This is a genomic window from Neptuniibacter halophilus, assembly GCF_030295765.1.
GTDB classification, from domain to species: domain Bacteria; phylum Pseudomonadota; class Gammaproteobacteria; order Pseudomonadales; family Balneatricaceae; genus Neptuniibacter; species Neptuniibacter halophilus.
This window is the reverse complement of sequence record NZ_AP027292.1, coordinates 500,030-521,277: the sequence shown is the minus strand read 5'-3', so window position 1 is coordinate 521,277 and position 21,248 is coordinate 500,030. Positions and strand designations below refer to the sequence as shown.

The window sequence follows — 21,248 nt, the reverse complement described above, 5'->3', positions numbered from 1 at the left end:
GCTCTATCTCATTAAATTAAAACAAAAAAGCCAACCTGTACCTCAGTACAATGTTTTTATGAGAACGAATCAGTAGAGTGCTAGTTCTTCCAATATTCAGTAGTAAGGATGTACGCATGAGTGTAGTAGGAACTGTATCGCATCTGGTTGGCAGAGCGGTGGCTATCAAGGCCGATGGTACGGAACGTCTTCTCAGTCTGGGTGATCAGATTTTCGCTGACGAAGTGGTTCGTCTGGCACCTGATGCCACAATTGAAATTTCCACAGAAAGTGGCGAGCTGGTTCAGCTTGACGGTGGTCAGAGCTGGCTGGCAAGCAGTGAAACCTACAACACTACAGAAACCTTTGATAACTCTGAAGCGACCACGGATATTGAGTCCATTCAGGCTGCGATCCTCGCGGGTGCCGACCCTACCGAAGTAGGTGAAGCAACCGCTGCCGGTGGTGAAGCCCCAGCAGCAGGTGGTCAGGGTAACGAAGGTTCCAATACTGTTAATATTACCCGTACTGCAGAAGAGGTTGATCCGACTGCGGGTTACGATACTGTCGGAACAACTGATACTTTCACAACACCGGAAGAAGAACCTCTGGTTGAGCCGATTACCGAGCTTCCAGAAGTAAGCGTTTCTGTCGAGGTTGAGGTTGAAGTGGGAGATCCGGAAGATCCTCAGAACCCTGAAAATCCAGAGACACCAGTAAGTTCTTATGTGACTGTTACCCCGGAGGGTGTTCAGGTTCTCGAAGGCACTTCTGAAGGAGTGAATAGCTCCTCACGTGAAGTTAAATTTAATCTGGTATTGGACAAGGTCTTTGATCAGGATGTAGAGGTCACTTACCAGTTCAACGTTATTTCTGAGAATGGCGCAGCCGATTATGGCCTGGATTGGGATAACTCCGGTCTGGTAGTAACTACCATCATTCCAGCAGGCTCCACGGTTGTTCCTGTTACGATTACAATTGATCAGGACCGTATCGATGAGGGTGATGGTGTATTTGAACTGGTCCTGGTTGATGCGGTAAATGCCACTATTAATCCGGATGCAAGTTCTGAAACAATCACAATCATTGATGATGATACAACTCCGGATGCTGTGAACGATCAGAACTCTCTGACCGACAATGGTGACATTTACTCCGTTTCTGGCAATGTACTCACCAACGATACCGATGAAGACGGTGATGATTCCAATGGGCTGCTTGAAGTAGCAGGGGCTCCTGTTGTCGTCGAACATGCATTGGGTACCCTGACCATCCAGCAAGATGGTTCTTATGAGTTTGTGTTGAATGAAGATGGCATTGACTACATTCAATCCTTGGATGAAGGTGAGTCCGGCTCAATCAATTTCTCTGATGCCTACCAGGTTACAGATGGCGTAAATGAAGGTACAACAGCGGATGTCACCATCACCATCAACGGTGTAGAAGATGGCGCAGTGGTAACGGATGATGCGAAATCCGTGACCGAAGACGACAACAACCCAACGCTGAGCGTGAACGGTCAGGTTACCGTCAGCGATGCGGATCAGGGCGAAGACGCGTTCGATACAGCAACCCTGAGCTTCACCGGTCGTACCAACTCCAATGCAGGTGATCTGGATAGCACTCAGCTGGGTACACTGACCCTGCTGGATGATCAGGGTAACTACACCTTTGAAGTGGACAACGCCGCAGTACAGTATCTGGATGCAGGCGAGACCATTGTTCAGACCTGGACTGTCGCGTCTCTGGACGGCAGCGGTACCAGCACCATCACCATCACCATCAACGGTGTAGAAGATGGCGCAGTGGTAACGGATGATGCGAAATCCGTGACCGAAGACGACAACAACCCAACGCTGAGCGTGAACGGTCAGGTTACCGTCAGCGATGCGGATCAGGGCGAAGACGCGTTCGATACAGCAACCCTGAGCTTCACCGGTCGTACCAACTCCAATGCAGGTGATCTGGATAGCACTCAGCTGGGTACACTGACCCTGCTGGATGATCAGGGTAACTACACCTTTGAAGTGGACAACGCCGCAGTACAGTATCTGGATGCAGGCGAGACCATTGTTCAGACCTGGACTGTCGCGTCTCTGGACGGCAGCGGTACCAGCACCATCACCATCACCATCAACGGTGTAGAAGATGGCGCAGTGGTAACGGATGATGCGAAATCCGTGACCGAAGACGACAACAACCCAACGCTGAGCGTGAACGGTCAGGTTACCGTCAGCGATGCGGATCAGGGCGAAGACGCGTTCGATACAGCAACCCTGAGCTTCACCGGTCGTACCAACTCCAATGCAGGTGATCTGGATAGCACTCAGCTGGGTACACTGACCCTGCTGGATGATCAGGGTAACTACACCTTTGAAGTGGACAACGCCGCAGTACAGTATCTGGATGCAGGCGAGACCATTGTTCAGACCTGGACTGTCGCGTCTCTGGACGGCAGCGGTACCAGCACCATCACCATCACCATCAACGGTGTAGAAGATGGCGCAGTGGTAACGGATGATGCGAAATCCGTGACCGAAGACGACAACAACCCAACGCTGAGCGTGAACGGTCAGGTTACCGTCAGCGATGCGGATCAGGGCGAAGACGCGTTCGATACAGCAACCCTGAGCTTCACCGGTCGTACCAACTCCAATGCAGGTGATCTGGATAGCACTCAGCTGGGTACACTGACCCTGCTGGATGATCAGGGTAACTACACCTTTGAAGTGGACAACGCCGCAGTACAGTATCTGGATGCAGGCGAGACCATTGTTCAGACCTGGACTGTCGCGTCTCTGGACGGCAGCGGTACCAGCACCATCACCATCACCATCAACGGTGTAGAAGATGGCGCAGTGGTAACGGATGATGCGAAATCCGTGACCGAAGACGACAACAACCCAACGCTGAGCGTGAACGGTCAGGTTACCGTCAGCGATGCGGATCAGGGCGAAGACGCGTTCGATACAGCAACCCTGAGCTTCACCGGTCGTACCAACTCCAATGCAGGTGATCTGGATAGCACTCAGCTGGGTACACTGACCCTGCTGGATGATCAGGGTAACTACACCTTTGAAGTGGACAACGCCGCAGTACAGTATCTGGATGCAGGCGAGACCATTGTTCAGACCTGGACTGTCGCGTCTCTGGACGGCAGCGGTACCAGCACCATCACCATCACCATCAACGGTGTAGAAGATGGCGCAGTGGTAACGGATGATGCGAAATCCGTGACCGAAGACGACAACAACCCAACGCTGAGCGTGAACGGTCAGGTTACCGTCAGCGATGCGGATCAGGGCGAAGACGCGTTCGATACAGCAACCCTGAGCTTCACCGGTCGTACCAACTCCAATGCAGGTGATCTGGATAGCACTCAGCTGGGTACACTGACCCTGCTGGATGATCAGGGTAACTACACCTTTGAAGTGGACAACGCCGCAGTACAGTATCTGGATGCAGGCGAGACCATTGTTCAGACCTGGACTGTCGCGTCTCTGGACGGCAGCGGTACCAGCACCATCACCATCACCATCAACGGTGTAGAAGATGGCGCAGTGGTAACGGATGATGCGAAATCCGTGACCGAAGACGACAACAACCCAACGCTGAGCGTGAACGGTCAGGTTACCGTCAGCGATGCGGATCAGGGCGAAGACGCGTTCGATACAGCAACCCTGAGCTTCACCGGTCGTACCAACTCCAATGCAGGTGATCTGGATAGCACTCAGCTGGGTACACTGACCCTGCTGGATGATCAGGGTAACTACACCTTTGAAGTGGACAACGCCGCAGTACAGTATCTGGATGCAGGCGAGACCATTGTTCAGACCTGGACTGTCGCGTCTCTGGACGGCAGCGGTACCAGCACCATCACCATCACCATCAACGGTGTAGAAGATGGCGCAGTGGTAACGGATGATGCGAAATCCGTGACCGAAGACGACAACAACCCAACGCTGAGCGTGAACGGTCAGGTTACCGTCAGCGATGCGGATCAGGGCGAAGACGCGTTCGATACAGCAACCCTGAGCTTCACCGGTCGTACCAACTCCAATGCAGGTGATCTGGATAGCACTCAGCTGGGTACACTGACCCTGCTGGATGATCAGGGTAACTACACCTTTGAAGTGGACAACGCCGCAGTACAGTATCTGGATGCAGGCGAGACCATTGTTCAGACCTGGACTGTCGCGTCTCTGGACGGCAGCGGTACCAGCACCATCACCATCACCATCAACGGTGTAGAAGATGGCGCAGTGGTAACGGATGATGCGAAATCCGTGACCGAAGACGACAACAACCCAACGCTGAGCGTGAACGGTCAGGTTACCGTCAGCGATGCGGATCAGGGCGAAGACGCGTTCGATACAGCAACCCTGAGCTTCACCGGTCGTACCAACTCCAATGCAGGTGATCTGGATAGCACTCAGCTGGGTACACTGACCCTGCTGGATGATCAGGGTAACTACACCTTTGAAGTGGACAACGCCGCAGTACAGTATCTGGATGCAGGCGAGACCATTGTTCAGACCTGGACTGTCGCGTCTCTGGACGGCAGCGGTACCAGCACCATCACCATCACCATCAACGGTGTAGAAGATGGCGCAGTGGTAACGGATGATGCGAAATCCGTGACCGAAGACGACAACAACCCAACGCTGAGCGTGAACGGTCAGGTTACCGTCAGCGATGCGGATCAGGGCGAAGACGCGTTCGATACAGCAACCCTGAGCTTCACCGGTCGTACCAACTCCAATGCAGGTGATCTGGATAGCACTCAGCTGGGTACACTGACCCTGCTGGATGATCAGGGTAACTACACCTTTGAAGTGGACAACGCCGCAGTACAGTATCTGGATGCAGGCGAGACCATTGTTCAGACCTGGACTGTCGCGTCTCTGGACGGCAGCGGTACCAGCACCATCACCATCACCATCAACGGTGTAGAAGATGGCGCAGTGGTAACGGATGATGCGAAATCCGTGACCGAAGACGACAACAACCCAACGCTGAGCGTGAACGGTCAGGTTACCGTCAGCGATGCGGATCAGGGCGAAGACGCGTTCGATACAGCAACCCTGAGCTTCACCGGTCGTACCAACTCCAATGCAGGTGATCTGGATAGCACTCAGCTGGGTACACTGACCCTGCTGGATGATCAGGGTAACTACACCTTTGAAGTGGACAACGCCGCAGTACAGTATCTGGATGCAGGCGAGACCATTGTTCAGACCTGGACTGTCGCGTCTCTGGACGGCAGCGGTACCAGCACCATCACCATCACCATCAACGGTGTAGAAGATGGCGCAGTGGTAACGGATGATGCGAAATCCGTGACCGAAGACGACAACAACCCAACGCTGAGCGTGAACGGTCAGGTTACCGTCAGCGATGCGGATCAGGGCGAAGACGCGTTCGATACAGCAACCCTGAGCTTCACCGGTCGTACCAACTCCAATGCAGGTGATCTGGATAGCACTCAGCTGGGTACACTGACCCTGCTGGATGATCAGGGTAACTACACCTTTGAAGTGGACAACGCCGCAGTACAGTATCTGGATGCAGGCGAGACCATTGTTCAGACCTGGACTGTCGCGTCTCTGGACGGCAGCGGTACCAGCACCATCACCATCACCATCAACGGTGTAGAAGATGGCGCAGTGGTAACGGATGATGCGAAATCCGTGACCGAAGACGACAACAACCCAACGCTGAGCGTGAACGGTCAGGTTACCGTCAGCGATGCGGATCAGGGCGAAGACGCGTTCGATACAGCAACCCTGAGCTTCACCGGTCGTACCAACTCCAATGCAGGTGATCTGGATAGCACTCAGCTGGGTACACTGACCCTGCTGGATGATCAGGGTAACTACACCTTTGAAGTGGACAACGCCGCAGTACAGTATCTGGATGCAGGCGAGACCATTGTTCAGACCTGGACTGTCGCGTCTCTGGACGGCAGCGGTACCAGCACCATCACCATCACCATCAACGGTGTAGAAGATGGCGCAGTGGTAACGGATGATGCGAAATCCGTGACCGAAGACGACAACAACCCAACGCTGAGCGTGAACGGTCAGGTTACCGTCAGCGATGCGGATCAGGGCGAAGACGCGTTCGATACAGCAACCCTGAGCTTCACCGGTCGTACCAACTCCAATGCAGGTGATCTGGATAGCACTCAGCTGGGTACACTGACCCTGCTGGATGATCAGGGTAACTACACCTTTGAAGTGGACAACGCCGCAGTACAGTATCTGGATGCAGGCGAGACCATTGTTCAGACCTGGACTGTCGCGTCTCTGGACGGCAGCGGTACCAGCACCATCACCATCACCATCAACGGTGTAGAAGATGGCGCAGTGGTAACGGATGATGCGAAATCCGTGACCGAAGACGACAACAACCCAACGCTGAGCGTGAACGGTCAGGTTACCGTCAGCGATGCGGATCAGGGCGAAGACGCGTTCGATACAGCAACCCTGAGCTTCACCGGTCGTACCAACTCCAATGCAGGTGATCTGGATAGCACTCAGCTGGGTACACTGACCCTGCTGGATGATCAGGGTAACTACACCTTTGAAGTGGACAACGCCGCAGTACAGTATCTGGATGCAGGCGAGACCATTGTTCAGACCTGGACTGTCGCGTCTCTGGACGGCAGCGGTACCAGCACCATCACCATCACCATCAACGGTGTTAATGACGGGCCAACTATTCAGGCAACAGCAGCTCCTTCTACTGTCTATGAAGCGGGGTTAGCTGCAGGTTCTGATGCGGACTCTGACAGTGAAGTAACCACTGGCAGCTTCGCATTTGCCGACTCTGACGGACTGGACGACATCGAGACTCTCACGGTTGGCGGTACCACCTATACCCGTGGTGTGGATTTTACCGATTTCAGTGATCTGGTTGGTAGTTCAGTGGACGTGGGCTACGGCACTGTTCAACTGACGGCCTACAATGATGGTGAGTTCAGCTACACTTATACGCTGGATGAAGCGGTTAATAACTCCACACAGGCAGGTGCAACTGATGCGGGTTATACCGAGTCATTCGATGTAAGCGTGAGTGATGGTACCAGCAGTGATTCTATTACGGTTGATGTGAATGTTGTGGATGATGTTCCTGCATTTACACTGGTAAATGACGGTAATCAGGATGGCACTGTCAGCATCAGTGCGGGCAATGCCGATGCGACTTATACCGGCGTGCAATTCGCGGACTGGGTATATGGTGCAGATGGTGCAGGTAGCTTCAACCTGGTCGATAACACCGGCGCTGATGGCACTGTGAGCATTAATAATGCGCTTTCAGACAGTGATTCAATCGTCATTGATATGACGGACAGTGATGGTCAGTTGGTTGCTCAGATGACGTTGAATGCGGATGGAACCGATTCTCTGGAGACTTTCTCACGTGAGAATGATACACAGACCGTTTCTCTGCTGACCGGTTCTGTATCTGCCTCCGGTCCTGATCTGGTGAAATATATTAATGATGCCAGCGGTCTGAATGTAACCATTACCGGCAGCGATGGCGACGCCATTTATAACGAATCTGATGATGAGGTTAACCCGAGTACTCAGGGGTGGGCGATCTCAGATAACCAGGTTGATGGCGGAGAATCGATTACCTTCAGCTTTAATCAGTTAGTGACCAACTTCAGCTTTGTGGCAGATGGTTTTACAGGTAAACCATCAGGTGGCAAGGTTGGACTTAACATCACAGTTGCCTACAGTGATGGTACCAGCGAAACCTTCTTTACTGAGGCTGCTTCAGGGCAGGTGATCAATGTTGATCAGTTGTCAGGCTTTGGTACAGCTAACACCGATAGCTTTGGTGCAATCACTATTGAAAGTGATGCTGCTAGCCAGGATCACAATGATGGTTTCCGTCTGAACAACGTGAATGTAACCACCACTTCATCAACCGCGCCAGATGACATCGACTTTGACTTCACACTGTCAAATGTATCCGATGGTGATGGTGATGTGGCTGATCAGGATTTCCTGGTTTCTCTGAGTGGTCAGCCAGGCGGGTTGGAAGTGGAAGCGATGGTTGGTACTTCCGGTAATGACATCCTCACCGGTACCGCAGACGATGAAATCTTCATTGGTGGTGCGGGTAACGATACTCTGACGGGCGGTGCAGGTGCGGATCTGTTCATCTTTAACGCTGAAGATCTGGGGGTTGCAGGCGCGCCTGCAGCAGATCAGATCGTTGATTTCAATGCGGCAGAAGGTGATGTGATCGATCTTGCGGATGTACTGGCTGATGGCAACTCTATTCAGGGTATCGACAACGGCGGTCATCTGCAGATCCAGGTGCTGGATACTGATGCCAATGTGGTTCAGACCATTGATGTGGATTCTGTAGGTATTACTACCGATGCAGCAGATGCGCTGAACTCGTTGCTGAGTTCCGGCGCTATAGATGACGGTGTGTAAACACCAGAATCATCAGTAATGGTTGACTGAGTCAATTTAAAGCGCCCCACAGGGGCGCTTTTTTATGTCTGCGAAATGCCTTTAATGGCAAGACCTGTTTGTTATTTACCCTGTTTTTCTGTCCGTTCTGCTACTCACCTCCATATTGATCCTTAGCCCTTATCCCACCCTGATTTTTCCGTTAGAATCGTCTGCTGAATTTTAAAAAACTCAAGCTGCGGATTAACGCTTAATGCTGTTTAACAAACTCCCTGAAGACCTCTTTCTGCCGCTTTCCGGGCAGAACCGTCAGGTTTATCAGGCTGTTCTGATCTCACTGGCTGACCTGTTTTTCGATGAGGATCTGGTTGACCCGTTTGTGCCTAAGGATCTGGTGCGTTCGACCATCGAAGGGGCGGTCATTCGTCTCGGGGTTCGGCGTTGGGAACCGGAAGCGGACGATACTGAAGAGGAAGCCCGCGAACTTCCGCGTTCAGCGGCGGAATACACCAGCCGAATCTATCGCCGTCTGGTCAGCACTGGCTGGCTGGAAGAGGAGCAGCGCATCTATCGCACATACGTGCTGCTGTCGCCGGCTAACAGTTTCCTGTTGAGAACTCTGGTCTCGATCGCTAATCTGGAAAAACGCAGTTACGGCGGGGCGGTTCTGAACGTACTCAGCTCGCTGGAAGCTGCGATCAACGATCCGCAGGGCAGGGGGATTACTCTCTCCGAGGCAGCTCAGACTGCAGCGGACTTCAGTGCCCATCTGACCGACATGATGCTGGGCCTGCGTGAGCTGAAGATTACCCTGTCCGAAACCAACAATCCGCAGGAGATTGTGCGTAACTTCTTCGAACGGTTTGTTGAACACATTCTGGTGTCTGACTATAAGACCCTGAAAACCAAAAACAACCCGTTCCGTTTCCGTCAGCAGATTCTCTCCCTGTTGCGTGAATTGCAGTTTGACACCCTGAAGCTTGAGCAACTGATAGTGCACTATCAGCAGCAATTTGAAGTGGAGCTGCATGATGCTGAAGCGCGGGTGCATCAGCATATCAACCGTATTATCCGCATTTTTGAATCGGTGGATCAGCGTCTGGCGATCATTGATGACTTCCGTTACCGGCTTGAGAAGCGAGTGTCGGATACGGTTCGTTATATGGATAAAACCACGCCGGGCATGGCTTCGCGCCTGTCCCGTGTGATTGCGGCGGTCTCTGAAAAGGATGGCCGTGAGATACCACGGATTCGTACGCTGGAAACCGTGGGCTTTATCGCACCCGGCAGTATTCGTACACCGGTCCAGCGTAAGACTCCGGCAGAGCCCCGGGTCATAACCCGTCAGGAGATCGATCCTAAAGTTCTGCATTTGCGTCAGCTCTTCAAAGAGTACAAAGAGCGTCGTGAGGTCAAGGTGGATCGGATCGAGGCTTACCTTGAGCGCCACCTGATCGGTCGTGATCAGGTTGATGCAGTGGATTTTGAGATCGACTCCATCGAAGACTATATCTGCTTCAGCTATGTCCGCCATATGCAGTCGCTGGGCAAAAAGGCCCGCAAGACCATTCAGCGCTACCAAATTCAGTTCCGGGAAGACTACGTCAGTGTGGCTGACATGGTGGAATGCCGGAACTTCAGCATAACCCGAAAAGATCATTCAAAGGACGTTTCAGATGCTAGGTGATCTGCAAAAAATCATCGGTCGCAGCGATCAGTATCAGGCCAGCGATTTCAGTCGTGCGGCTAATCAGTTGCTGACCAATCAGTTTCTCTACGCGGATCGCCCGGGTCACCGTGAAAGTTACTTTCTGGTTGCCTCTCACGTGGAATATTTCAAAAACCTGTTCGAGGCGATTGGCTGGTCGTTCGTGCATCAGCCGGATGAAGCCTACATGGGCATTTTGCCTAAAGGCGAAGAGCGCTTTATGCGCCTGCGTCTGGATGAATCCCTGCTGTTGCTCTGTATTCGCCAGCAGTACGAACAGAAGCTGGAATCGTTTGAAGTGGAAGCAGGGCAGGCTTATACCAGCACCAATGATCTGCTGACCTTGTACGAAAACCTCACCCGCAAAGAGATTCCTAACGAGACGCGTCTGAAAGAGATTCTCTCCCTGTTCTCCCGCCACGGAGTGATTGAGCGTGGTAAAGCGGATGAGATGGATCCGAAAAATGTCCCGTTGAAGATCAACCCGGTGATCCGTCAGGTGGTGGTCGAAGACTTTATCCGCCAGTTGGAAGGGCTGTGTGATCCGCAAGAGCAGGATAATGAGCTGCCGGCAGACGAAGAAACAGACAACGAAAGCGCAGAGCCTGCTGATGAGGTCTCTGCCGGGCAACCGGCTGAAAACAGCGAAACGCCGGTCAAGCAAGCGGATGAGGTGATTGCCGAATGAAGCAGCTGAACAGAATTATCCTGGTTAACTGGTATGTTCTGGGAGCCGTTGAGATTCCGATCAAAGGTAATGTTGCGGTAGTCGGCCCGAACGGTTCCGGTAAATCTTCATTGCTGGATGCGATCCAGACGGTACTGATGGGCGGCAACAAGCGTCATCTGAGCTTTAACGCATCCGCGGGCGAAAAGTCAGAGCGTAGCCTGCGTACCTACTGTCTCGGCTTTCTGGATGATGACGGCAAGAAGAACACCGCCCGTCAGGATTCTCTCTGCTATCTGGCGCTGAGCTTTTTCGATACAGAAACAGCCAAAGAAACTACCGTCGGTGTGGCGATCAGTGCATCGACTGCGGCGGCCGATGAAGACGTGTTGGGCCGCTTTATCCTGCCCGATTTCTCCGTTTCTCTGGATGACTTTACCGAGAAAAAAGGCGAGGGCCGTCTGCCGAAATCCTGGGATACGGTGCGTACTCATCTGCTGAAGCAGTGCCCGGATATGATTCTGGAGAAACGCTCCAGCCGCTTCGTTCGTGAGCTGGTGACTCATCTGAGTTACGACGAAGAGATGCCGAACGATGATGAGAAGTTCGTAAAGAACTTTAAAAACGCCCTGAAGTTTGTACCGATTGACAGCCCGACCCGGTTTATTCGTGAATTCGTTCTGGATGAGAACATTGTCCATGTGGGGGCGTTCCGTAAATCTCTGGATGAATACCGGGCGATGGAAACCAAGACCCGTGAGGTGGCTAACCGCATCGCTGAGCTGGAGAAGGTTCAGGAGCTGTGTCACGGCATCGAACGTAATGTTAAGAATGCGGCGGAATATGAGTGGGTGGTACATGAAACCCGCTTTGAAAATGCCGATCTGAAAAAAGAGGATGCGGCGGAGCGTCTGGAAAGCAATCAGGAGAAAGAGGAAACCCTGCAGAAGGAGCTCGAGCAGAAGAGCGAAGAGCTCAATCAGCTGATGCAGCAACTGGCCGATGCCCGTGCGGAGCTGAATACCTCTGATTCGGCGCATAAGGTCAAGGCGCTGGAATCCTCGATTACCGCGAAAACGCACGAAATTAACGTGGTCAAAGAGCGTATTCAGGGGGTCTACAGCCTGATGCGGACCACCGTCAGCTTTGCAGAAAACAGTGAGCTGTTGCCGGAGAAATTCCGCCCGGTCGTGGAGCAGTGTGTACAGCAGTGGCGTGCTGGTCAGGATATTATGGCTGACCTCTGGCCCCAGTCGCCGGTTGAGGTGGATAACGTACTGGAAAACCTGAAATTGCAGGTTGAACCGGTGCGGCGTGAAGTCTCCCGTCGATACGAAAACTCTGTTATCCGTATCAACGAGCTGCGTTCCGAGATTCAGAATCAGAAGAGTGCAGTGGAAGCGCTGAAACAGGGTCATGCCCCGGTTCGCCGCAACACCCGTGAGTTGATGGAGCTGCTGCAGGAGTACGGCATTGAGTCCACGCCGATCTGTGAGCTGGCGGATATCAATGATGATAAGTGGCGTATTGCTATCGAGTCTTTCCTCGGTGCTCGTCGTGAAGCGCTGATTGTTGAGCCGGATCGGGTGAAGGAAGCGATAACCCTTTACCGACGTAAAGGCCGTCACCTTAAAGGCTGTCGTATCGTCAACACCACCAAATCCGGTGACTGGCTGAACCGCTACAAGGCCGGGTCACTGGCACACTTTATCGATACCAATAACGACCATGCTCGGGCCTATATGAACCGGGCACTGGGCGGCGTTATGGCGGTTGAAACCGAAACCGAACTGCTGCGACATGAGCGCGCACTGACCTACGACTGCATGCTGCAGACCGAAGGCTCCACCACGGCTATCAATGAACTGCAGCCGATTATGGGTATTCGTCGTCGTTCTGATCAGGCGGCATTGCAGGGCAAACAGGTGGATCAGTTGGTGGCCGAATTTACGGATCTTGGCCGCAACCATGACGCACTGGAAAAGCTGCGTGATGCCCTGATTACCCTGAATAATGGCCTCGATAATATCAATGAGCGGGTGTTCGATCTGGTGAACCAGCGCGAACAGTTGAGTACTGAGATTGAAGGCCAGCGTCAGGCGATTACCGATCTGCGTAATCAGGATGACAGCGGCGTGCAGCAGCGTATTGCTGATCTGGTCACAGAGCAGAAAGAAGCAGAGCAGATGCAGCGTTCCCTGATGGATAAACTGCAGAAGGTGCGTACCTCTATCATCAAGGATAATGCCGCGCTTGAGGTGTTTACTCAGGAGCTGGAAGAGCATGCGAATGCGCGTACCGTATGCGAAGAGAAGTCGGAATTTGATGCCCAGTCTGCTCAGGAAAAACGTGATTATCTCGACGAAAGCTGCTCCGGTGAGCTGGAACGGATCATCTTTGAGGCGGCGAAAAAGGCTCAATCAGAGCTGGCGCTGCATGAGAAGAAGAAAAACGCAGTTCGTGATGGTGTGGCTCAGTATAAGGCTAAATATCACGGCGGTGGTCTGAGCCATCAGCAGCTTGATAAGGTGACGCCGGACTCCAGCCATGAAGAGCTGGCAGCCTTTGTTGATGAAACAGTACAGGCGCTGACCGATTCTGAGCTGGCGAATTACAGCCAGAAAGCGGAACGTGCCCGTCAGGAAGCAGAAACCGCCTTCCGTTCTGACTTCGTGGCCCACCTGAACGATCAGATTAACAAGATTAAGGATATGATTCGCGAGCTGAATCAGCATCTTAAAGGACGTCCGTTCCATAAAGAGATGTACAGCTTCGAGATGATGCCGAACCCTGAGCTGAAAGATATTCTGGAACTGGTTGAAGCCTACACCCAGATGGATTCAGCCAATGTTGGTTCCCTGTTTGATCTGAAGTTCGATAATGATAAACCGCATCAGGACGCGCTGGCTAAGATCCATGAAGTGCTGAAAGATGAGGGTGAGAGCAGCCTGCTGCAGGATTACCGTAACTTCTACAACTTTGAGTTGGTGGTGAAGGATCTGGAGGGTAATCGCAAGACCACCCTGACCCAGCGTATCAAGACCGGTTCCGGTGGTGAGCACCAGGTTCCGTTTTACGTCGCGATTGCGGCGGCGATGGGTGCCACTTACCGCCTGCGCGAAGGTAATGATGGTCAGCCGCTGGGCGGCATGAGCCTGTCGGTATTCGATGAGGCATTCAACAAACTCGACTCCGAAAACACGGTGACCTCGCTCGGCTTTATGAGCGATCTGGGTCTGCAGACCATCATCGCGGCACCGGACGAGAAATACTCCCTGCTCAGCTCCTGTATGGACACCATCATCAACGTCTGCCGTGATGGTCGTGTAGTGGATCTGGATGTGGAGTTCCCGACGGAGAAGGGGCGTCAGTTGCTCAACTCAGATAATCCACTGCGAATGATGGCCGAACTGGCTGACGAAGCAGAAGATTCTGAAATGGCACTGGAGTCCGAGCCGGTCTGAGCTGACTGACGCCGAACAGGAAACCCCGTCTGCCGCCGGTAGCCGGGGTTTTTTATTGCCTGAGTCCGCTCTGACTGCATGTGTATTAAGAAGCTTGTTTATGTTTTATCGGGGCTTTTGCAGGAGCAGAGTCATCGCCGCGATGAAAGTTCTGCTGATGTCGCGGTGAGGGTATCGTTTCCTACGCGGGTTTTTTCTTCAGCCGCGGCTGGGGCCAGCGAAATTCGGGTATCAGGCTGATAAAGGGCTGCTGATTACGATATACGTGCAGTCGTGTATCGATCTGCTGACCGATCAGTTGCTCCTGCGGATTCAGCAGCAGCATTCTGATCTGTTCCATCTCCGGTGCATCGACTCCGCCGTAGCTGCGGCCATCTGAGAGGAGTTTCTGTTCACTGCGCAGATCCCGGAACTGACCATTATTGATCAGCCGGTTAAGCTGAAAACTGCTCCAGACGTCAGGCGCGGCCATCAGCGGTTCCAGAAGGCCCAGACTCTCTGGTGCAACCAGACAGCGTTCACGGCTGAAATATTTGCGAACACTCAGATCGGTATGGGCTTTGAGCAGGGAGTTATCGCGCACGTTGCTGCTGAAGTCCAGCTCCTGAAGGCCCCTGATCAGTGCGGACAGATCCCAGTGACAACCTTTGATTAACTGCCAGACCGGTTCGATGCTGGTTCGTGAACCCAGGCTGTATTTCACGGCATCCTGCAGTTGCTGATGATCGGGTAGCAGGGTGATCTTGAGAAAGGTAGATTGCAGATCGACCAGCACCTGAGGCTGCTCAACGAAGCAGTAGGCGGTTTCCCGGCGACAGAAATCCATCCACTGATCACGACTGGCAAGCTGTTTGATAACGGGGATGACCACACTGAATTCCTGAAATGGCTCTCTGCTGTATTAAGTCAGGAGTATTAGGCTGAAAAGCTACACCAACTCAGTGTAAACTGCCTCTCTTTACCCCTGTTGGGAATCGTTTCTGCTGTTATTATGGTTCGGTTAAACCGGAGTTTGACCGTCCGTGAGTATATCTAAAGCTAAGGATAAGAACCATGAAGTTGCTGAATCGTTCAGCCTTTGTCGTACTACCCCGTCAACCCTTTGCCGACTGGACCAACAGTCTGGATGTGGACGCTGACGGTCTGCATCAGAACCTGACCTTGGAAGAGCAGCGCCGGGAGGGCACTGTTTACCTGATCGATGAAGTCAGTTCTGAAAGTGATTTTGATCAGGTCCTGCAACAGCAGTGGAAAACCATTTTCCAGAATGAACTGTCAGCCTGGGATGAACTGGGTGATCACTGGCCGATGGAGCTGAGTTTTGAGTGCTTCAGGGAGTGGTTCGATGTGTATCCGCAGATCATGGCGCTGGACCTGAGTAAGCAGCCGTTGTTAATGGCGGCGCTGGATGATGTCTGAAGCCATGAACAGGCGATATGGAGCAGTTAACTGATGACTGAAACACATAACCCTTACGGTTTGGAGATGCACCCGATGCGGGGTGCGCTCTACAACGAACTCCACTCACGTCCGTTTCAGGTGATTCCCAGCCCGGCACGGATCACCCATCTGGCGGTGATGTGTAACCGGGAGCAGAGCCAGGCTCAGTTCGAGCACCTGAAAAAACTCTATCAGCACTTCGATGTGACGCCACCGCAAGAGGACGAACTCTGCTATCACGTGGATTTCGGTAAACTGCGGGTACGGCGGGAAAAACACGTCGAGTTTACCACTTACACCTTCATTAACACCGGCGTGGAGCAGGGCGGAAACCCCTTTAACACCACCGGGCTGACGCCGCTGCCTGAAGGCTGGCTGGATCAGATACCCGGCACAGTCATCTCCGCTTTCCATCTGTCGGTTGAAGATGCCCGTCAGGCCCATGAGCTGAACCTGCCACTGGTAAAGCGCTTCTTCGAAGGGATGCGTCTGGTCGGCAGTAGTCCGCAGGATGGTGACGCCCGGGTATGGACTACTTTTCAGATCCACAGTGACGGTCTGGGGCGTTTTCTGGTCTACAACAAACAGATGAGCGACAGTCAGTTAGGCCGTCTGGTGCAGCGCCTGATGGAGATTGAAACCTACCGTCTGATGGCGCTGTTATCGCTGCCTACTGCACGCAGGATTAATCCGACGCTGGCGGATATGGACCAGAAACTGGCGGATATCACCGACCATCTGGCGCACAGCACTGAAATTGATGAGCAGGCGCTGCTGGCGCGACTCACCGATATGGCTTCCTGGGTAGAGGATTGCCGGGCCCGGGCAACGTTCCGCTTTGGTGCCACCTACGCCTACCATGATCTGGTGATCAAGCGTCTTGAAGAACTGCGTGAAGATGAGGTCTCCGGGCACCTGACCATTACCGAGTTCATGACCCGGCGTTTAACACCGGCGGTAAAAACCTGTCGTGCCACCAGTAACCGGCTGGAAGATCTCTCCCGCCGTATCGACCGGGTGGCAGATATGATGCGCACCCGGGTTGAGCTGTCGATCCAGTCGCAAAATCAGCAATTACTGGCCTCCATGGATCAGCGCTCCAAAGTGCAGATGATGATGCAGCACACTGTGGAAGGGCTGTCGGTTGCCGCGATCAGTTACTACACTATAGGCCTGATTAAGTACCTGCTCGAAGCGGCCTATAATTCGGGGGTCAGTCTGAATAAAGATCTGCTGCTGGGGATCTCTGTCCCGGTGGTGATTGGTCTGGTTGCGCTCACCACCCGGAAAATCCATAAACACTTTTTACAGTTGGCCCATGATCAGGCCGACCGTGACGATCAGAATCAGAAGGGTAAGTAATGAGTATTGAAGCAGTGATCCGCAATCGGCTGGAAGAGGGGTTAAATCTGGAACATCTGGTGATCGAAAATGAGAGCCATATGCACTCCGGGCCGGCCACCGATTCACACTTTAAGCTGACCGTGGTTTCAGAAGATTTTGCCGGTAAGCGAATGGTGCAGCGTCACCAGCTTATCTTTGGGCTGATGGCAGATCGGATGAATAATCCGATTCATGCACTCTCGATGCACCTGTTTACCCAGCAGGAGTGGAACGATAAAGGCCGCACAGTGATGCCTTCGCCGAAGTGCCTGGGCGGTTCAAAGTCGGAGTAAGCACTAACCCGGCGGTCGTTTACGGCCGCTTTTCCAGATTCAGAAGGTAGCTCTTATTCTCAAGCCCGCCGGCGTAGCCGGTCAGGCTGCCATTACTCCCCAGCACCCGGTGGCAGGGAATAATAATCGGAATCGGATTACGGTTGTTCGCCATGCCGATTGCCCGAGCAGCCCGCGGTTTACCGAGCTTGCGGGCAATCTCACCATAGCTGCAGGTTTTACCGTAGGGGATTTCGCGTAACGCCCGCCACACGCTCTGCTGAAAATGCGTTCCATCCGGTGCCAGTGGAATATCAAAATCCACCCGGCGACCGGAGAAGTACTCGCCCAGTTCACTGATACACTGATCAATCAGCGGGTTGCCCAGCAGTTCCGGCAGGGTTTCGTCATCGCGCAGAAAGTGGATCGAAGTCACTGCGCTGTCATTGGCTTTAATCAGCAGAGAGCCGAGTGCGGTGTTCATAATTGCTGCGTACATTGTTTTGCCCTCCGCTAAACATTCTTTCCTATAGTTTGGAATCTGTATTGATGCCCGTCAATGCTTTGCTTAACGCGGAGGAGGAGACTGAACCCAGAACATAAGTAAGTTGTAGAAGGGGAAGCAATAATGTCTATTGAGCATCATGATCTGATCCATGAATTTCCGGAACATCGTCAGCGGATTCACGAACTGAAGATGGAAGATGGTCGGTTTGCCCGCTTGTTTGATGAGTACCATCAGGTCACCAAAGAGGTGGAAAAAATGGAAGCAGAGATTGAGGCCGTGTGCACCCGGACTGAGGAAGAGGCGAAGTACAAACGCCTCAGACTGAAAGATGAGTTGTATGCGATGCTTCAGGCCTGAACCTGAATCGATCTCAAGAGCCCGCTGACCCAGCGGGCTTTTTTATTCCTTACTCTGGTTGATCGCGGCTTCACAGGCTTTCGTATACAGTTAATGTACAGGCCTGAAAGGATTGAAGCGTGAAACAGTCGTACACATGGCAATACATTATCGGGGTAGCACTGGAACACCGTCAGGAGCTGATTAAGGCAAACCTGATTGCATTGCTGGCCGCGGTTGCCTCGGTTCCCCTGCCGTTGTTTATGCCGCTGCTGGTAGATGAAGTGCTGCTTGATCAGCCGGGGGTGATCATCGAAACAGTCGCACCGCTGTTCCCACAGAGCTGGCACGGACCGGTGTTGTTTATCGGGATGGTACTGCTGTTTACCATCTGTCTGAGGTTGGCAGCCCTGATGCTCAACGTCTGGCAGGCGCGGCAATTCACCATTATTTCCAAGGATGTAACCTATCGAATCAGGGCCAGTCTGTTGCAGCACCTGCAACGGATCTCCATGGCTGAGTACGAGACGCTGGGCAGCGGCACGGTGGCCTCTCATTTTATTACCGATCTGGATACCATCGACCGCTTTATCGGCAGTTCCCTCAGCCGGTTGCTGGTTGCCTTGCTGTCGATACTGGGCACTGCGGTGATCCTGCTATGGATGCACTGGCAACTGGCGCTGTTTATCCTGTTTCTGAATCCGGTGGTGATCTATTTCACCACGCGCATTGCAAAGCAGGTCAAACACCTTAAAGGAGAGGAGAATAAAGCCTTTGAACTGTTTCAGGCCGCGCTGACCGAAACGCTGGAGGGTATCCAGCAGATTCGCGCCAATAACCGGGAGCAACACTATCTCTCCCGGCTGATCGATGGTGCCCGGGAAGTACGTGATCGTTCCAGCTCTTTTGAATGGAAGAGTGATGCGGCCAGTCGTTTCAGTTTTGTGCTGTTTATGATCGGGGTGGATCTTTTCCGGGCACTGGCGATGCTGATGGTGGTCTTTTCTGATCTGAGTATTGGTCAGATGATGGCTGTCTTCGGTTACCTCTGGTTTATGATGGGGCCGGTGCAGGAGGTGTTGGGTATTCAATACAGTCTGTACGCCGCCAAAGCGGCTCTGCAGCGGGTCAATGGCCTGCTTGGGCTGGCAGAAGAACCCGCTTATCCGGCACGGTTGAACCCCTTTAAGGGCAAACGCACCGTCTCTCTTCGTTTAGAAAATATACATTTCAGTTATGGCAACGGGATGGAGGTGCTGAAAGGGGTGTCCCTCAAGGTAACCGCCGGTCAGAAAATCGCTCTGGTGGGCGCCAGCGGGGGCGGTAAATCAACCCTGGTTCAGGTGCTGCTTGGCCTGTATCCACCTTCGGCCGGTGAGATCTTTTTTGATGATATTTCTGTTAAACAGGTCGGGCTGACCTGTGTCCGCGAGCATGTTGCAACGGTTTTGCAACACCCTGTGTTGTTTAATGGCAGCGTGCGTAGCAACCTGACCATGGGACGAGAGTTTTCCGATGCCCAGCTCTGGCAGGCACTGGAAGTCGCTCAGCTCAGAGCCTTTGTCGAGGAGCAGGCTGCCGGACTGGATGCCCGGGTCGGTCGGCAGGGAATCCGGCTCTCCGGCGGTCAGCGTCAACGTCTGGCCATTGCCCGTATGGTGCTGAGTGATCCGAAAGTGGTTATTCTGGATGAAGCGACCTCGGCTCTGGATGCAGAAACCGAGTATGAACTGCATCAGGCACTGCAGCATTTCCTTCAGGGGCGCACCACCCTTATCGTGGCTCACAGGCTCAGTGCAGTAAAACAGGCCGATCATGTTTATGTGTTCGAAGATGGACAGATCTGCGAGCAGGGTGGGCATGAAGAGTTATTAAATGGAAACGGCTTATACGCCCGGCTTTACGGGGAGTATCAGTAAGGCTGGCGACAGGAACAGCGAATGCGGAAGCAATTTCAGTGGCGTGATGGTAACCAACTCCAACTTCTGGTGGATGGGGAGAATTTCTTCCCGGTGATGCTGGAAGAGATCGATAAAGCCCGTCACAGTCTGCTGCTTGAGTTCTATTTTGTGACGTCCGGTGCGATCGCAGACAAATTTATTCAGGCACTGGTGGCCGCCGCCCGACGTGGCGTAATGGTTAAACTGATCATTGATGGTTTTGGTTCCTACCGATTTTCCCGCACCGACCGCAACCGGTTGCAGGTAGAGGGGATTGAGATCATCGTCTACAACCCTTTACACCTGAGCAAATTTACCCGCAACTTTGCCCGTGATCACCGCAAGCTGCTGGTCGTCGATCAGAAGGTTGCATTCATCGGCGGTACAGGCTTGAGCGATGTATACTGGTTGTCGCAGGAACAGGGGTGTCCGTGGCATGAACTGATGAGTCGTGTTGAGGGGCCGGTTGTCACTGATCTGGTCAATATGTTTAACCAGTTGTGGCAGCGCTGTACCGAGCAGCGGCTCTCTCCGGGGGGCACTCTGGAGCAGGCCGGAAAGGCCCGGGTCAGGGTTCGCACGGTACAGGGTTTTTATCAGCAGGATATTAAGGTCAGTTTTCTCAACCGGGTTAACGGAGCTCAGGATAAAATCTGGCTGATGACCGCTTATTTTCTGCCCTCTTTTTCGATTCGCTATGCCCTGCGGCGGGCGGCTAAAAGAGGGGTAGATGTGCGGCTTATCATCGCCGGCCCATACACCGATCAACCCTGGGTGTTTCATGCCTCGAAACGTTATTACCGGCGTCTGCTGAAAGCGGGTATCAGGATCTACGAATATCAGCCACGTTTTTTGCATGCAAAAATGTCGGTGATCGACGGTTGGGGAACCATGGGCTCCTGTAATCTGGATCACTGGAACCTGCGCTGGAACCTTGAAGCCAACATTGAGGTGGATGACCAGCCTTTTGTGCAACAGATGACCGGGGTATTTCACAGTGACCTCAATCATTGTCAGGAGGTCACCTATGAAGCCTGGTCGAAACGCCCCTGGCATCGCAGGCTTAAAGAGATGATCTGGGCGCTGATCAGTCACCTGGTGCTGAAGATCAGGTAG

General features: G+C 53.0%; 12 protein-coding genes. 10 read left to right on the top strand and 2 right to left on the bottom strand.

Annotated elements, in window-relative coordinates:
- Positions 1-116 precede the first annotated feature (116 nt).
- The 4 genes from QUD59_RS02405 (at position 117) to QUD59_RS02390 (ending at position 14,253) form a co-directional block, all read left to right on the top strand.
- Complete coding sequence (locus QUD59_RS02405; RefSeq protein WP_286239357.1) at positions 117-8,435, top strand: retention module-containing protein; 8,319 nt, start codon at positions 117-119, stop codon at positions 8,433-8,435.
- Between the two features lie 232 nt (positions 8,436-8,667).
- Positions 8,668-10,101: a Wadjet anti-phage system protein JetA family protein gene (locus QUD59_RS02400; RefSeq protein WP_286239355.1), complete on the top strand. Its 1,434-nt coding sequence runs from the start codon at positions 8,668-8,670 to the stop codon at positions 10,099-10,101.
- Positions 10,091-10,810, top strand: a complete 720-nt coding sequence (locus tag QUD59_RS02395) for a DUF4194 domain-containing protein (protein WP_286239353.1) — start codon at positions 10,091-10,093, stop codon at positions 10,808-10,810. Before QUD59_RS02400 ends, QUD59_RS02395 begins: the two co-directional genes overlap by 11 nt.
- The gene (locus tag QUD59_RS02390; RefSeq protein WP_286239352.1) at positions 10,807-14,253 is read left to right on the top strand and encodes an SbcC/MukB-like Walker B domain-containing protein; all 3,447 of its coding nucleotides are present in this window, start codon (positions 10,807-10,809) and stop codon (positions 14,251-14,253) included. The genes QUD59_RS02395 and QUD59_RS02390 overlap by 4 nt, the downstream gene beginning before the upstream one ends.
- Before the next feature lie 181 nt (positions 14,254-14,434).
- On the opposite strand, the gene QUD59_RS02385 is transcribed toward QUD59_RS02390, so the two are convergent.
- Positions 14,435-15,124, bottom strand: coding sequence for a hypothetical protein (locus QUD59_RS02385; protein WP_286239351.1), 690 nt, complete (start codon positions 15,122-15,124; stop codon positions 14,435-14,437).
- A gap of 182 nt (positions 15,125-15,306) precedes the next feature.
- Between QUD59_RS02385 and QUD59_RS02380 the strand changes: the two genes are divergently transcribed.
- Genes QUD59_RS02380 through QUD59_RS02370 form a run of 3 tightly spaced genes read left to right on the top strand, consistent with a single transcriptional unit; the run spans position 15,307 to position 17,369 of the window.
- The gene (locus QUD59_RS02380; RefSeq protein ID WP_286239350.1) at positions 15,307-15,672 is read left to right on the top strand and encodes a hypothetical protein; all 366 of its coding nucleotides are present in this window, start codon (positions 15,307-15,309) and stop codon (positions 15,670-15,672) included.
- A 33-nt stretch (positions 15,673-15,705) separates the two neighbouring features.
- Positions 15,706-17,055, top strand: a complete 1,350-nt coding sequence (locus QUD59_RS02375; RefSeq protein ID WP_286239349.1) for a DUF3422 family protein — start codon at positions 15,706-15,708, stop codon at positions 17,053-17,055.
- Positions 17,055-17,369 carry a BolA family protein gene (locus QUD59_RS02370; protein ID WP_286239348.1) on the top strand — a complete coding sequence of 105 codons (315 nt, stop codon included), beginning with the start codon at positions 17,055-17,057 and terminating at the stop codon, positions 17,367-17,369. The genes QUD59_RS02375 and QUD59_RS02370 overlap by 1 nt, the downstream gene beginning before the upstream one ends.
- Before the next feature lie 19 nt (positions 17,370-17,388).
- Here the strand turns inward: QUD59_RS02370 and QUD59_RS02365 are convergent, their stop codons facing one another.
- Complete coding sequence (locus QUD59_RS02365) at positions 17,389-17,847, bottom strand: methylated-DNA--[protein]-cysteine S-methyltransferase (RefSeq protein ID WP_286239347.1); 459 nt, start codon at positions 17,845-17,847, stop codon at positions 17,389-17,391.
- Positions 17,848-17,976: 129 nt separating this feature from the next.
- On the opposite strand from QUD59_RS02365, the gene QUD59_RS02360 reads away from it, so the two are divergent.
- The 3 genes from QUD59_RS02360 to QUD59_RS02350 all read left to right on the top strand — a co-directional run bounded on the left by QUD59_RS02360 (position 17,977) and on the right by QUD59_RS02350 (position 21,248).
- Positions 17,977-18,213 carry an HP1242/YdcH family protein gene (locus QUD59_RS02360; RefSeq protein WP_286239346.1) on the top strand — a complete coding sequence of 79 codons (237 nt, stop codon included), beginning with the start codon at positions 17,977-17,979 and terminating at the stop codon, positions 18,211-18,213.
- Positions 18,214-18,332: 119 nt separating this feature from the next.
- Positions 18,333-20,111: an ABC transporter ATP-binding protein gene (locus tag QUD59_RS02355; protein WP_286239345.1), complete on the top strand. Its 1,779-nt coding sequence runs from the start codon at positions 18,333-18,335 to the stop codon at positions 20,109-20,111.
- Positions 20,112-20,132: 21 nt separating this feature from the next.
- Positions 20,133-21,248 carry a phospholipase D-like domain-containing protein gene (locus QUD59_RS02350; protein ID WP_286239344.1) on the top strand — a complete coding sequence of 372 codons (1,116 nt, stop codon included), beginning with the start codon at positions 20,133-20,135 and terminating at the stop codon, positions 21,246-21,248.